Origin of the sequence: Clostridioides sp. ES-W-0018-02, assembly GCF_020658175.1 — a bacterium.
GTDB lineage: Bacteria > Bacillota > Clostridia > Peptostreptococcales > Peptostreptococcaceae > Clostridioides.
Window position 1 is genome coordinate 1 of the sequence record NZ_JACVVY010000010.1, and the last position, 13,946, is coordinate 13,946.

The 13,946-nt window shown below is 30.8% G+C and carries 19 protein-coding genes; all 19 read right to left on the reverse strand.

The annotated features are described in order from the left end of the window. Nucleotides 1-769, reverse strand: a 769-nt coding sequence (locus IC219_RS17175; protein ID WP_227831603.1) for a phage tail protein, incomplete at its 3' end; no start/stop codon positions are given. A gap of 11 nt (nucleotides 770-780) precedes the next feature. After that, nucleotides 781-1,398: a YmfQ family protein gene (locus IC219_RS17180; protein WP_227831604.1), complete on the reverse strand. Its 618-nt coding sequence runs from the start codon at nucleotides 1,396-1,398 to the stop codon at nucleotides 781-783. After that, on the reverse strand, nucleotides 1,391-2,440 hold the full coding sequence (locus IC219_RS17185) for a baseplate J/gp47 family protein (RefSeq protein ID WP_227831605.1): 1,050 nt from the start codon (nucleotides 2,438-2,440) through the stop codon (nucleotides 1,391-1,393). Before IC219_RS17185 ends, IC219_RS17180 begins: the two co-directional genes overlap by 8 nt. Beyond that, nucleotides 2,440-2,859 carry a DUF2634 domain-containing protein gene (locus tag IC219_RS17190; RefSeq protein WP_227831606.1) on the reverse strand — a complete coding sequence of 140 codons (420 nt, stop codon included), beginning with the start codon at nucleotides 2,857-2,859 and terminating at the stop codon, nucleotides 2,440-2,442. The genes IC219_RS17185 and IC219_RS17190 overlap by 1 nt, the downstream gene beginning before the upstream one ends. A gap of 4 nt (nucleotides 2,860-2,863) precedes the next feature. Further along, nucleotides 2,864-3,124, reverse strand: a complete 261-nt coding sequence (locus IC219_RS17195) for a DUF2577 domain-containing protein (protein ID WP_227831607.1) — start codon at nucleotides 3,122-3,124, stop codon at nucleotides 2,864-2,866. 13 nt (nucleotides 3,125-3,137) lie between these two features. Next, the gene (locus tag IC219_RS17200) at nucleotides 3,138-5,096 is read right to left on the reverse strand and encodes an NlpC/P60 family protein (protein ID WP_227831608.1); all 1,959 of its coding nucleotides are present in this window, start codon (nucleotides 5,094-5,096) and stop codon (nucleotides 3,138-3,140) included. Continuing rightward, the gene (locus IC219_RS17205) at nucleotides 5,089-5,784 is read right to left on the reverse strand and encodes a LysM peptidoglycan-binding domain-containing protein (protein WP_227831609.1); all 696 of its coding nucleotides are present in this window, start codon (nucleotides 5,782-5,784) and stop codon (nucleotides 5,089-5,091) included. The genes IC219_RS17200 and IC219_RS17205 overlap by 8 nt, the downstream gene beginning before the upstream one ends. A gap of 11 nt (nucleotides 5,785-5,795) precedes the next feature. After that, nucleotides 5,796-8,090 (reverse strand): tape measure protein, encoded by a 2,295-nt coding sequence (locus IC219_RS17210; RefSeq protein WP_227831610.1) that lies wholly within the window; start codon nucleotides 8,088-8,090, stop codon nucleotides 5,796-5,798. 75 nt (nucleotides 8,091-8,165) lie between these two features. Continuing rightward, a complete protein-coding gene (locus tag IC219_RS17215; protein WP_227831611.1) occupies nucleotides 8,166-8,735 on the reverse strand; it encodes a zinc ribbon domain-containing protein in 570 nt (189 codons plus the stop codon). Nucleotides 8,736-8,778: 43 nt separating this feature from the next. After that, nucleotides 8,779-9,339 carry a hypothetical protein gene (locus IC219_RS17220; protein WP_074105528.1) on the reverse strand — a complete coding sequence of 187 codons (561 nt, stop codon included), beginning with the start codon at nucleotides 9,337-9,339 and terminating at the stop codon, nucleotides 8,779-8,781. A gap of 265 nt (nucleotides 9,340-9,604) precedes the next feature. Then, the gene (locus IC219_RS17225) at nucleotides 9,605-10,045 is read right to left on the reverse strand and encodes a phage tail assembly chaperone (protein WP_227831612.1); all 441 of its coding nucleotides are present in this window, start codon (nucleotides 10,043-10,045) and stop codon (nucleotides 9,605-9,607) included. A gap of 1 nt (nucleotide 10,046) precedes the next feature. Next, complete coding sequence (locus tag IC219_RS17230) at nucleotides 10,047-10,304, reverse strand: hypothetical protein (protein ID WP_074105526.1); 258 nt, start codon at nucleotides 10,302-10,304, stop codon at nucleotides 10,047-10,049. Between the two features lie 52 nt (nucleotides 10,305-10,356). Beyond that, nucleotides 10,357-10,833, reverse strand: a complete 477-nt coding sequence (locus tag IC219_RS17235; protein WP_227831613.1) for a phage tail tube protein — start codon at nucleotides 10,831-10,833, stop codon at nucleotides 10,357-10,359. A gap of 18 nt (nucleotides 10,834-10,851) precedes the next feature. Next, nucleotides 10,852-12,162: a phage tail sheath family protein gene (locus IC219_RS17240; protein ID WP_227831614.1), complete on the reverse strand. Its 1,311-nt coding sequence runs from the start codon at nucleotides 12,160-12,162 to the stop codon at nucleotides 10,852-10,854. Continuing rightward, nucleotides 12,163-12,348, reverse strand: a complete 186-nt coding sequence (locus IC219_RS17245; protein WP_413926962.1) for a hypothetical protein — start codon at nucleotides 12,346-12,348, stop codon at nucleotides 12,163-12,165. Next, entirely contained in the window at nucleotides 12,332-12,769 is a 438-nt protein-coding gene (locus IC219_RS17250) for a DUF6838 family protein (protein WP_227831616.1), read from the reverse strand. Before IC219_RS17250 ends, IC219_RS17245 begins: the two co-directional genes overlap by 17 nt. After that, complete coding sequence (locus tag IC219_RS17255) at nucleotides 12,762-13,193, reverse strand: HK97 gp10 family phage protein (protein WP_227831617.1); 432 nt, start codon at nucleotides 13,191-13,193, stop codon at nucleotides 12,762-12,764. The genes IC219_RS17250 and IC219_RS17255 overlap by 8 nt, the downstream gene beginning before the upstream one ends. Further along, nucleotides 13,193-13,540, reverse strand: coding sequence for a hypothetical protein (locus IC219_RS17260; protein WP_227831618.1), 348 nt, complete (start codon nucleotides 13,538-13,540; stop codon nucleotides 13,193-13,195). Before IC219_RS17260 ends, IC219_RS17255 begins: the two co-directional genes overlap by 1 nt. Then, entirely contained in the window at nucleotides 13,534-13,944 is a 411-nt protein-coding gene (locus tag IC219_RS17265; RefSeq protein ID WP_227831619.1) for a hypothetical protein, read from the reverse strand. The genes IC219_RS17260 and IC219_RS17265 overlap by 7 nt, the downstream gene beginning before the upstream one ends. Between the last annotated feature and the right edge of the window lie 2 nt (nucleotides 13,945-13,946).

Below are 13,946 nucleotides of genomic sequence, written 5' to 3' on the forward strand. Positions count from 1 at the left end.
CATTATTCTTAGCATTAACTCCACTTTGAAAAACCTCTTTTAAAGCATCTTCTACATTATTACTAGTAAATAGATTATCTGTATCTTTTATACTTGTTTTCTCTGCTGTTGTTTCTATGCTATCTACACTAGTTTTTACCTCATTTAATGCACTAACTATATTTGTTTTATCTGTTGTTTCAAGTAATGTTGTATCTCCTATTTTTCCATTTAAATCTGTCTTAGTAGTTTCTATGTTGCTTGTTAACTCTGTTTTAGTTGTATCAATTTTAGTGTCAACAGTATCTATTTTAGCCTCTAAATCTTGTAAATCTTTTAATGTAGCAAAAATTATCGTAGGGTCAATTTTAAGTTCTATATTATTTACATTAGATACAATAAGCACAGTTTTAACCTTCATATCAACAACTGCTCCTTGTTCTATAGAAGGTTTATAACATTCTTTATATTTAGAGATTGCAATTAGATTATTTTCATCATCTAAATATCCTATTTCTCTTATCATAAACCCACCTACACTTGATGGTATAAGACTCTCTAGTATTATGCAATTTGGTGCTGTTTCATCTGTAGTTGTATTCCCAATATTACCTTCCCAAACTACATTTTTTAGGGCTGTTTGGCTTTCTGTTGGAGTATACTCACTTCCTCCACCATCACCAAGTTGAATTTTTACAAACCCTACTTTGTTGCCTGTAACACTTGCATTTGCTATCTTTGCCTTTCCTACATTTGTAATTATAGTGTAATAACTTTTATCTATAGCCAATATATCACCTCCTAAAATATTGTTACCTCTTGGTATCCAGCTCCATTACCTGTTAATATGTCAATTTCTCCATAAGTTTCTATGTTTGGTGGACTCCAAGGGTATATAGTTATTTCTTGCCCCATCAAAGTGGTTATTCCAAAATACACACCATTATCTTTGCTTACAAGCACCCTAGTGTAATCTAAAGTCATGTTACAAGGTTTGATACTACTTACAAAAGAATGAACTTCCTCAAACCAGTCTTGATTCCTTGCGTCACTCTCTAAATGAATGTTATAAGTAGCATTATTAATAGTTAATTCATAATTACCTTCTCCAACAATATTGTCCAACCAACTTCTTAGAAATCTCTCTGAATAGGGTAATTTACTTATATATTTACTAAAAATCCTAAACCTTCTATCCTCTAATGTCTCATTACTTTTTGGAACTATAGACATTATTTTTTCCCATCTTTTCACACCACTTGGAGTTAAATCTTCTAAGAACTGGTCATTTAAGACGTCATCTAATTTATCATATAGTATCTTTATTTCTTTGTTATCTGCATTAAATGCTTTTATATATTCTTCTTTGTCTTGCAGAATTTGTGGTAAGTAACTTATTAAATTTATATCTTTATCCAACTACCTCACCTCTTACTACTATTGAATCTTTATCAACACTAAAATTTGATGCAACGTCATTTATCATAGTATTTGCAATGTCTAATACTCCATCAATACTAAGCAATCTAGTTTCAATTTGAGATACACGAACTATTAAATTCTCTTCATCTTCCCAACTCATGTTAAGTTCATTTAAATAGTCGTCAATGGCTTCTTCTGCTATAGTCTTTATATTCTCCCAAGCGTAGCCACTCTTATATGTTATATCTGCTGATATGTTTATAGTTGTACTCACGACTCCTTCAACTGTTACTCTATGACCTATCGGTGCTAATCCAATGCCTTGTCCTTGATGTCCAATTGGGTCAATTTCTTTTTGTACTAGATTAACCAAATCGGTACTTGGTACTTTGAAGTTAGAGTTAATTATTACTAACTTAACAGTTCCTCCACCATTCCAAACAGGATAAACTTTAACTCCTCCAACGTCCTGTATCTTGTTAACTTCATCCTTGTAATTCTGTATATTTCCACCAAATGACTGAGAATTTAAACTATCATAGTATCTTTGTCTTAAACTGTCCTCAGATTCTTCATCCTCTCCATTTATCAATATTTCTGTCAGTTCTGCTGTTTCTAATTTGTCTATATATTCGATAGGTATTAATTGTCCTAACTCAAAAATAGGTCCAGCGGTTTCACATTTCATCTTATATATACCTTCAGATATTCTCTCAATTGCTACATAGTTATACTCTCCTAGATTAAAGCGTGAATCAAGAGGAATATCTATATTGAAGACTCCTTTTGCAATTGTATTTGTTGCAGATAGTGGTGTAATTCCTCGCTCTTTGCACCTTTTCTCTAAATAATAGTAACTGGCAGTATCAACAAAGGTTTGGTCTAGTAATTCATCCATAGCAATGTATGTTTCTGTAAGTTCTATAGCAACTGGTGCCAAGGCATTATATATTATAGAACCTTCTCTTTTATCAAAAGTATCTGGTACACTATCTAACATTCTTTTAATTATATTTTCAAATGTCATAAGTTCAAACACTAAATGCTCACCACCTTCTCTGCTTTGATATTTCCATATTTAGTATGGACCATAAATTTACACTGGACCTTTCCTTTTTGATTTTCAAACTCAAAATTATCTACATTTTCAATCCTATCATCTTGAATTAGTGCTTCTTTGATTCGTCTTTCAAGTTCGGGTATTACATATGAAATAGGCTCTCCAATTAAATCGTTTAGTTCAACTCCATAATTTCGAGAATAAATAAGATGATTATACCTTTCTGTGTTCAAAATTAAAAAGATGGTCTGTTTTAATGCTTCCACATCATCACAAATACCATCTATCTTAGATTTTTCTGTATTCAGTTTAAAGGTCTTACTTGGTTCTTGTCTTACATCAAAATTTATAATTGATACATCTTCTATATCATAGTCAATAGCGTCTGTTGGTATCACTTTATCACATCCTATCTAAAATTAAATACTGTTGTCCTCCTTGCATACGAATTAAAACTAATTTATCTCCTATCTTTTTATCTGTACATCTTTTAAATGTATCTGTTTGTATTAAAAAAAATTCACCGATAGATAGTTTCTGTTCTATCTTAACTTTTAGAGGATTAATGCTTTCTATTGTTCCAAATACAACCCTAATTGGATTACTTGTTTCTACTGCATCCATTGCAGCTTTCTTGATTATTTGTAATAATTCCTGTGACACTTTATCACCTCACTTATATAAACCTTCTTACATGTGTATATCCCTTGCCACTTCTATATGAATCAATGGACTGTATTTTTACTACATCACCAGTCTGTGGCGAATGAATCATTTGACCATTTCCAAGATACATCATTACATGATTACTACTTCCTCCACCAACTCTACATAGTAAATCTCCTGCTTTCCATTTACTCCTATCTTTTAAATCCACTGCACTACCTGCTTTACTTTGTGTTGCAACAGTCCGAGGAATTTTTATACCTATTTGTTTATAACACCATTGAGTAAATCCACTGCAATCAAAAGTATTAGGTCCTGTAGCTCCATACACATATTTACAACCTAATTTACTTTTTGCTAGATTAATTAATTTATCTGTTTTAGAGCTATTATTTGTAGATGTATTAGCATTGTTATTGTTTTGAACTTGATAAGTTGTATCTTTTAAATTCTTTTCTGCTTCTTCATTGCTCCCAACTCCTGTACCTGCACTATTAGAACTATATGCATTTCCTGTTATTTGTTTATAAAATTTGCCTACTCCTGGTACCCAATCTTTATTAAGAGGACTGTCATAAAGAGGTGCATATTTATCTCTTATACTTTCTAATGTTTTCCTTCCTGTATGGATATAATTTCTTGATAAATTACTTATACCTCTTTTTATTCCTTCATCTACAGAGCCAAAAGACATTCCTTTCATTCCAAAGAAATTATTTTTATTTTTACAAAGTGAAGAACTTCCATTACCAGTTTCATGTATAGAAATAGCAGCCATTAAAGCTGCATTGACTTTGTAAGCATTAGAATATTTAACAAATATACTTCCTGTATTTGATAACTTATTTTTAAATACTTTATTTAATTTATTTATCATATCATTGTCTTCTTTACTTGTAGTACTTTGTGCAGGACCATTTTTCTTTTCATCTTTATTATTAGTATTTCCACTACTATACGAACTTGAAGAATAAGAAGCAAATTCGTCTCCATCAACAAGAGTCAAATCCATAAAGTGCGAATTATTCTCAAATGTATGTTTTACTTTCTCAACTAACATATAATTTTGCAATTCAATATCTCCTAACGACAAAAAAACAGGTACTAAACAACCTGCTCTTACTCTAATATCTCCAATTGCGTTTTTTAAACTTAGCGACTTAGTTTTCTTATTATATAGTTTTAAAAGTATATCACATTTTTGTTTTATCTCTGCTTCACTCATGTTTTTGTCTACTGTATCAAACATTTGAAGTATTCCCCAACTCCTCATATGCGTAGAATCTTGTGCAATATAAACATCCCTTTTTCCTGTCTCTTCGTTGTCTCTGACAAGTTTAATTTTTGTATAAGTATCACTGTCTATTGATGAATTATAGTCAAAGTCTTCTATTACATCATTGTTCATAACCGTGTCCAGTTTCATAGAAGCAACATTTTTTAAAGTTATTCTTCCAAAATCATCATAAAGTACATACATTTCTTTTTTTTCTCTTAGAGTATCATCTAGTGCAGTTAAAACCATATCAAAGAGTGTTTTATTTTCTTCAACTCTCGATATTTTATATTTTGTATCTTCTATGACATTGTATTTTAATTTAAAATCTTTAGCTAACATCTTTACAAGTTCACTTGCAGTATTGTTCTCAAGAACATAAGTATCTTTATTTTTAAAAAATCTTAATTGGTCATAGGCAACTATCTTGATATGATTTTCTTTATCTCTTTTCTTCTGAAATATATATCCATAAAATATGCCTACACCCTTGTAATATAATCTTACTGAGTTACCTTCGCAAAACTCTAATATCCTATCCATAACTATTGTAAATTCTAATTTACTTGGTATACCTCGTCTTTCAATTTCCCATGTAATACCATCTAAAACTACAGGCTCATAGAAATCTTCTAAGTGAGCTATTACTAGTCTTACATCCCTATCATTTGCAAGAATTAATTCATCATCCAAGCCTCAACACCTGCCCTTTATAGATGGTATATTTAGGTACTTTTTTACCCTTGTTAGCTTTATCCATCATTGATTTATTTAGTTCATATACTTTCTTATATAGTGAACCATTTCCAAGTTGCTTTTGACAAATTGACCAAAGAGAATCACCTGCTTTGACTGTATATGTTTTAGTGTTTGGTGCATTGACTGAATCGACCCTCTTAGGTTCTATCTTTACACTTGGTCTACCAGTCTCATTAGTAGTTTTGGGTGTAGCAGGAACTAATTTTTTAGTTGAATAATCTCTATATTGTTTTAATTTTATTGCAACCTTAAAATCTGAACCATTGTCTGCATCTTCTACTATGTTATATTCCTCAAGTGATACTTTTCTATTTGTATTAAATAATACTTTATTGCCTAACTCACGAGATACAATAAATTGAAATGGCTTACAATCTGTTTTTAATAGTTCTAATTTACTTAAAAAGAATTGAACATCCTTAAATTGACCACGATAAAATGGTAGTTTATTGTGTGTAAATTCTGCTTCAAATGAAAACTCTGATAAACCAGGAGTCTTTAATATATTTACTTCTCCATCATTTATAAGGTCTACAGTTTTATTTTTATTTGTTATCTTTACTTCTAATTTTCCAGGTGTGATTGGTAATTGTACTCCATCTAAATAAAAATCATAAGCCATTTAAACACCTCCTAAACTATTCCTTCGGCTGAAACAACCATAGCATCATTTAATTTTTCAGTTAGTACATTAACTATTCCATCTAAGTCAGTATCTTTACTTATGTTGTTTGTATTGTTCATGTCAATTTTAATGTTGACTCCTGTAAACCTATTGATAGTTTCCTGTTCTGCAATGTCTCTAAGATATTTTAAATCTTCTTGACTTTTATCCATGGTCTTAGCCATCTTTGCAGTATTTCCCGCAGTATCTTTCGCTCCTTTGGCAGCATCTCCAAGTGGAGAATTAAGCCCTGCTGAACCAATTCCATCTCCTAAACCGTACTTTTTATCCCATAAATCATCTAACCCTAACTTTTTCTTTGCATCTTCTGCCATTTTGCTAATATCAAATTTATCTTTTATATTAGTTTCTAGTTTATCGCCCCACTTATACCCTGCATCCCATGCCTTCCCATAATTAAATCGTTCAAAATGTAGTTTACTAGGGTCCATTCTTTCAACTTTTATCTTAGCTTCTCCTGCTACTTTATCAGTCCATCCTTGTAGTGTATCTTGCCATCCACTTACTGCATCTGCTAAGTTTGAACCAAATACAGTATCAAATGCACTAGCGATACTTCTTATAATACCTAATACAGCATTAGCCATTCCAGATACCGCTCTTAGAACAGAACCAATTGGGTCATCTAAAAAATTAGCAAAGAACTCTGCAAAGCCTGCTAGAGTATTGTATATTAAAGCTACAATATCTATCATTAAATTCCCTGTTGCAACAAACAAATTTCCTACAAAAGCAGCTGCAACTGATATTGCTCCTGCTACTGCACCAATAGCACTTATACTCGTCCCTGCAAAATGGTTGAATATAGCTATGCCTACAAAAACTGCTGCTATGACTAAAGCTATTACAGCTACAACCATTACTATTGTTGTGATTAAAAGTATCATTGAGCCACTCAAAGCATCTGTTGCTATTGCAGCTGCAATACTCATCATTATATTTGTAAGCAATGAACCATTTAGTAGATTCGTCCAAAACGCTTGTAAAGCTGTCCAACCTACTTGAACAGCTGTTACTATAGCACCTGCTAAAATAGCAGCTTTGTATAGTCCCCATAATACAATACTAGTAATTAATAAAGGTTGTATTATACTCCAACCTTGCGCAATAAAATTAACGACACTTCCTATAGTTGTCAATAGCCATCCAAATCCTTGAACAACTATCCCTATCGAAACGAGCATCATATTAGCGAATCCTTGAAAAACTGGGCTACTTAATAGAGTAATAAATCCATTAAAAATATCAAACCCAACAGCTCCTAAAATATATAAAGTATCTATCAGATTATCTATAAAGGTTCGAAATCCCTTACTAGACATGGATTGTTCTATCTTTTTCTGTATAACACCAAATATCATAATTGCGTTATTTTTAATTGAAGTCCAAATTTGATTAAAGGTGTAAGGCATCTTTTCAAATTCTGCATTAGTCTGTTCCGCTGCTGCAAGTAATGAGTTTTTCACAATGTCAGCTGTAAGCATTCCTTCACTTGCCATGCTCCTTATTTTTCCTATGTCCACGTCGAGGTAATCCGCGATAGATTGGATAATATTAGGTGCTGACTCAAACACTGCATTCAGTTCCTCACCTCTTAGAACGCCACTTCCCAGTCCTTGTGTTAGCTGTAGTAAAGCTGAATTTGTTTCTTCTGTCGTTGCTCCTGCAATTACGAATTTTTTATTTAATTGTTCAGCAAATGCTACTATTTCTTTTGTACTACTAAATGCCTTACCTGCATTCATTCCAACACGAGTTACAATTTTTGCAGTATCCAAATAAGATGCCCTTGCTCTTTCTGCTGATTGAAATATCATTTTATTAAGTCCACTATCTGATTGTTGCCCATCATTTATCATGCTGAGCCTTGCATTAGTGTTAGTCATTTGGTCACTTAAATTAATCAAACTACCAATACTTTTCAGCCCTATGTAAGCTCCTGCAACCTTTTTGATATTACCTAATAGTGTATCCGTAGAACTTGCTCCTTTATTAATATCTTCATTAAATTTTTTTTGCTGTTCATCAGTTTTACTTATTTTTTGTTCTATTCTTGTAAGAATACTTTCTATATTATTTAAACTTTGTTGAGATGCTTGTATCCCACCAGTATTTATAGGACTGTGTAATCTTTGTTGTAATCTCTCTAAACTATTAATTGTTGTGTTAATAGATGTAGTCATATTACGGAAAGCTGGTGTCATTCCATCAAAAATTTTTATTGAAGTTTGTATAGTAGCCATATTTTCAACCTCCTTTCTAATTCTTGTTATAAAAAAAGCATCTACTTAATAAGTAAATGCTTTTATCTCTAATATTTATTTTTTACCTGCCCAAAATTGTTTTCCACAATTCAAACATGTAACTCTAACTTTCTTTGCTCCTAAATTTCCAGCTGCTAAACCTATACCACCAGTTAGACTCGCTCCTACTACTGCTTTTCCTATACCAAAACCTTTTTTATGTGCTGATAAAGATGTTGAACCACAACTAGGACAACAAGCTATTTTTTCTTTCTCTTTCTTTTCATCTTTAGCCCTTCTAATTTTTGACATATCATCTTCTTTTTTTCTTTTTTCTTCAAGCATTTCAGCATTTTCATCATAATATTTTTGATATGGCTCTTCTAATATTTTTCTACAATCTTCTAAATCTATTCCAGTTAATTCTTTTAACCTTCTTATAGACGAAGCTTTTATAAAATTAGTTTCTTGCATTATATGTTGTAAACTAACACCTTTTAAGTCATATTCTTTATCTTTAGTAATACTTTCATTTGACATTTTTATATCATCTATTTTATTTCCACATTCACTACAAAACTTGCTTCCTTTTAAACACTTTACTCCACACTTACTACAAAATATATATTCTACTGTATCATTCATAAAATATCTCCTTCATTTTATAATATATTCATTTTTGAATAAATTACTTCATTTTATAAACATACTTATTCCCATCAAATGTAAAATTTAATATCACTGGCTTATCACTTGTTTTTACTTCATCAGGGCAATCAATTATAAATCTAACTCCCTTCGTTTCTAAAGGGTCAATACTAGTAATATTATCATAAGTAAAACCTGTTGTTTCATCTTCTACTATTGTTTGTGATGAATATTTATATCCATCATTATAGTCTGCTTCGATAGTTAGTAAATCTGAACAATTTAACTCTTGTTTTTGAGTATTTTTTATATCAGCAGCAATATCAATATATACTTTACCTGACTCAGCAGGATAATGTGTATAGAAACTTTCCTTAACTTTTGGTAACACATCATAAGAGAATTCAACCTTATTAATAGTGATTTCCATTTTATCTGAAACAATTTTTTCTCCTATGACTACTTCTTTATCCTTTTTTTCTTCTTTTTTTGGTTTATTATCTTTGTTACTACTCTCTAGACTTTCTGAATTAGAACACCCTACAATAGCCAAACAGATAACTATAAAAATAGAAACTAAAAAACATGCTTTTTTCTTCATAATATAATATCCCCCTAAATTATATTCTTTAACAATATTATACTATATTGGTAAAATTTTTACATTAGAGATTATCTTCTTCTACCTCTCTTTGCATCTTTGTCAGCTTTTTTAGCTTCTTCTTTTTCTTCTTCTACTTTGATATCTATAGATGCAGCAACAAATGCTTTTTCATCAACTGGCAAATCCATATATTCATGCGGTTTCCACTTAAACTTGTGAAGGCAATAATGAGCTATGTTAGAATCATAATCGCCTTCTTCAATTAGTTTTTTGCTTCTTCTACCTTATCCTCAAATGAATTGTCAAAACCATTTATATCTAGTACCTCTTGCACATATTCTGTATATTCGCCTGGTGTAAGCATTGCTTTAAGCAGTTGATTTGCTCCCATAACTCTATAACTATCTTGCAACATTGAGTCATTCAAATCAGGAAAAACTGTACAAGCTATACTTAGTTCTTCGTAATATTTATTATAGTCAGTTACAGTGTTGTATTGTCCTGTGTGTTTTCCTTTTTTATTTAAAATGGGTTCTCTCTTTGGACAATTTTTTCTTATTATATTATCTTCTTCTGAAGATAATGCTCTTATTTCCCATTCTATTGGTTTCCCATCTTCATCTATAAATCTATTACTTGCTACATACTTTCTATTCTCTACTTTTATTGCATTTTGACTTAAAAAAGCGTTTAAATCTCCCATATTATTCTACCTCCATAACTAAATATTTTGTTTGTTTTTCTATTGTTGCAACACCAGCTTCATTTATTTCAAATTTTATTATTATTGGCTTTAATGACGAACCATCAATTGTATCTGTTGCTAACTTATCTGAAATATCTATAAGATATTTTCCTGCCTTTTTATACATCTCGCTGACACGTTCTTCCAAAGGTCTTTTCTTACTATAATCAAAATAAATTGAATCTTTTATCTCATATTTATCTTTAATTTTAACCATCTCCTATTCTTATAAATAAAAAATACACATCTATAATTTATAAATGTGTATTTTATTCCATTCCTTTAAGCAATGAAAAGGATTCGACCAATTCCCAGTCCTCAAAAGTGAAATCCATATCTTCATCCAAATACTCACCATCGGCATCAAATTTAGTAATTATTCCACTATCCATATTGCAATCTTTAAGTATTACTGTTTGTCTTCCTACAGCTGATGTAGGGTCTTCATTTGTAACTTGTATGTCAAAATAAATATCCTCGCCAGTTTCTTTGTATTTATAAAGTAATTCCCTAAAAATAGAAGTATTATAATGGAAAGTTGAACTTCCGGTATTTGTAGTACTAGTTGTTTTGTTTCCTTTTGTTGTTTTCCCTAGAATTGGAACTTCACTTTTATTCTTCTCCACTTTAGCTTCTAAATTAATAGCTTGCATAAAATTGTATCTTTTACCTTCTATTGTTACAAAACATTGTGCTAAAGATGCACTTATTGTATCTTTAACATTCATAGGTGCGTTTTTAGACATCTATAACCACTCTCCTCTCTAGCTTACTGAAACAGTCATATAAAGTTTGCTCATTGCATTAATAACCTTTACAGCATCACTTACTACAACTGTTTTTTTATCATTTCCAAGTTCTACACTAACATCATCAGTTTTAAACTCTTCTATTGCCCTTATATTTTCTAACTCCTTGTGATGTTTAACAACATCATTCCAAAACGAGATACGACCAGCCTTGTCGTTAGGCACTTTACCAAGATATTTATCGTTAAATAAAGTTGCAATATCATTAGCAATTTGGTCAAGTACTCTAATGGATTGATTAGATGAAAAATCGTCATTTTTATCATCTGTAAAACTAACAAAAGTGTTTATATCCTCTAACACATGAACTTCATCACCAACTTTATGAAATATAAACTTACCAGTTTTTAAAGCTTCTTCTAACTGTATTTGAGTATAGTTAACATCAACATCAAACTCACCATCATATCGCTTATTTGTATTAGATTTATTTATATCACATCCTGCTATAGCTCCAGTTACCCAATAAATTAAACTCGATTCTAATAATCCAGTATCTTTAATCTTATTTTCTACAGATACTACACCTTCATAATCACTATCATTCTTTTTATATAGTACAGTTTGAAACTTAGCCCCTACCTTATCTCTCATTCTTTTAGTAAACTCAACAAATAGACTTTTAATCTCTGCTGTTGTAGCCAAACATCCTAGTGCATTAAATGAGTAACTTTCTATTTTATCCAAGAAAGTTTGATACTCTGCTCCTGTAACTGATTCTCCATTAGTTCCACCAGTAAATACAAGTCCTGCACTTGCTTCTAGTGTTGCATCCTTTTTCCAACTAACATAGTCATTGTCTTGTAAGTCTGTAATGACTTTAGCTATTTGTGTATCTACTTTCTTATTATCTAACAAAGTTACAACATCAAATTTAGTGTTATCATCTATATTTGTTGTAACTATTATTTTTAAGTCGTTACCTCTTATTCCACTATACTTCGCTGTAGCAATACTGCAACTAGCTTTAACTCCTTTATTTAGTTTATAGAAATATCCTAGCCTTATATTTTTAAATAAGTCTCTGAGTCCTTTCAGCTTCTCATGAGTGTAATCATATCCAAAGAACTTAGTTGAATACTTTTCAAAATCATCACTAGTCACTTGAAATACTTCTTCATCAATACCCCAATCAAGTTCAAGTGGCATTGCTACAATACCTCTATCACTAAGAGAACTTGTTGCCCTCTTAGCTGAAATAAAGTTTATATAAGCACCAGGTAGTACCTTATTTTGTGTTATAAATGTTCCTCCACCTAAAGCCATCTAACTCACTCCTTTCATAAATTTATCTATTATTTCCTCTACATCTGAGAAGGAATATAATTCATTTTCTTTTAAAATTGCATTTAATAAATCTTTTCTATTTACATATTTTTTAGAATTAACTATCTGCTCCTTAGTGAACTTGTAATTTTCTTCTTTACTTAATGTTTTACTCAAGCTTATCACCTCTCTTTAATCCACCAAACAATTCAACATCACTCATTTTTTCTGTATTATTACTTTTCATAGTGAAATAGTTATAATCAACAAAGAAATGGAGTACATTATCCACGACTTCAAAGTTCATATTTGTTCCTCTTACCAAATCTTCATCCACATTTATATACTCTAATTCCTCTAGTAACATTTCAGCTACTTCATTTATTTCAAAATTCTTATCTTTTGAACGTGGTAAGTAATATACATCAAATGAGTTTTTCTTCAACTCTCTGCCATTTGGATATAATACCTTACTCGAGTTTATAGGAACAATAAAAAAACAAGGTTCATTTATACCTTGCTCTACATCTTCACTGTAAATTGTGTAACTATCTCCAAATGACTTATCTAATTTTACTGATATCCCATCAATTATATTATTAAGCATCAAATACCTTCTTTAATAAAATCATTAATTTTTTCTCTATTATTGCATCTGCTTCTTCTCTTAATTCCATTACTGAAATAGTCATCATATATTTTCCTTTTACCAAACCTTTAAGATTTCTAGTTCTATGTCCAAACTCAACGTGGCTAGCATAAGGAACTGGGTTCTTTACCTCTATAACGTAATTATCTCCAACTTTAGTAACAGGAAGTGACCTAGCATATGCTATCCCACCCCAACCTTCTTTTAAGGTTCCAGTCTTTTTTGGTGTACGTCCACGCTTCCTAGCTTTACGAACAAGTCTTGCAGCTAATTCTCTTGCACAATCTTTTAAAAATTTATCAATCTGACTGTTTTCTAATCTTTGTAATTTCCTTTGTAGCTTCTTTAGTTCTTTAAAATCAACACTTCCTCCTCTAGCCATTATGCTTTATCCTTAAATAACTCAAGTATTATCTCTTGATGGCTCGGATATATCGCAGGTTCTCCACTTCTTACATATTCTTTATTATTTATAATAAGTTTTGAACCTGCCTTAACGCTTATATTTGGAGCTATAAAGAGTTTAATAGTTTGTGTAAGCTTAGCTACTTTTCCCTGTTCTGTAGAAGTAATATTCTTATATGAAAGCTTACAAGGTTGATTTTCTAATACAACTACTTCTTTATTATTAGTTCGTTTTGTAATATAGTCTTTAATTGGTTGATATTCTACTATAGTGCATTTATCTCTATATAACATTTCTATTGCTTTCCTTGATTTGTTTACCATCTCAAACACCTAAAGGTTAATATTTTATCTTTACCATAAGTAGTAAGGTATGCTATAAGACTGTCAAATCGTTGTTCGGGTGTTTGTGAGCCACTCCCTATAGCAAAATCTACCTTTGTATCACCTTCTTCTATAGACTTTTCTACAGCTTCAAAATTAAGGTTTTCTATATCTAGTTGCCCCATATTCTTCTTAGTAAATAGAAATTCTCCAACTATCATATCTACTTCAATTTCTTTTAATTCAATAGGAATAACATTTATATTACAATCTAGTTTAATGATATTCTCTATCTTTTCTTTAACAAAATCTATTAACCACTTGTCTCCATCTTTTAATACATATCCAAAACCTTCAAGTCTTTTTTCTATATTGTCAATCATGTTATCAGCTTCTTTTTTCATAA

Excerpts from the sequence above, each read along its gene's own strand:
- IC219_RS17220 (WP_074105528.1), bottom strand. The coding sequence starts at position 9,339 with ATGAAGAAAAAAGCATGTTTTTTAGTTTCTATTTTTATAGTTATCTGT.
- IC219_RS17225 (WP_227831612.1), bottom strand. The coding sequence starts at position 10,045 with ATGGGAGATTTAAACGCTTTTTTAAGTCAAAATGCAATAAAAGTAGAG.
- IC219_RS17260 (WP_227831618.1), bottom strand. The coding sequence starts at position 13,540 with ATGGTAAACAAATCAAGGAAAGCAATAGAAATGTTATATAGAGATAAA.
- IC219_RS17215 (WP_227831611.1), bottom strand. The coding sequence starts at position 8,735 with ATGAATGATACAGTAGAATATATATTTTGTAGTAAGTGTGGAGTAAAG.
- IC219_RS17210 (WP_227831610.1), bottom strand. The coding sequence starts at position 8,090 with ATGGCTACTATACAAACTTCAATAAAAATTTTTGATGGAATGACACCA.
- IC219_RS17265 (WP_227831619.1), bottom strand. The coding sequence starts at position 13,944 with ATGAAAAAAGAAGCTGATAACATGATTGACAATATAGAAAAAAGACTT.
- IC219_RS17230 (WP_074105526.1), bottom strand. The coding sequence starts at position 10,304 with ATGGTTAAAATTAAAGATAAATATGAGATAAAAGATTCAATTTATTTT.
- IC219_RS17205 (WP_227831609.1), bottom strand. The coding sequence starts at position 5,784 with ATGGCTTATGATTTTTATTTAGATGGAGTACAATTACCAATCACACCT.
- IC219_RS17240 (WP_227831614.1), bottom strand. The coding sequence starts at position 12,162 with ATGGCTTTAGGTGGAGGAACATTTATAACACAAAATAAGGTACTACCT.
- IC219_RS17235 (WP_227831613.1), bottom strand. The coding sequence starts at position 10,833 with ATGTCTAAAAACGCACCTATGAATGTTAAAGATACAATAAGTGCATCT.
- IC219_RS17250 (WP_227831616.1), bottom strand. The coding sequence starts at position 12,769 with ATGCTTAATAATATAATTGATGGGATATCAGTAAAATTAGATAAGTCA.
- IC219_RS17255 (WP_227831617.1), bottom strand. The coding sequence starts at position 13,193 with ATGGCTAGAGGAGGAAGTGTTGATTTTAAAGAACTAAAGAAGCTACAA.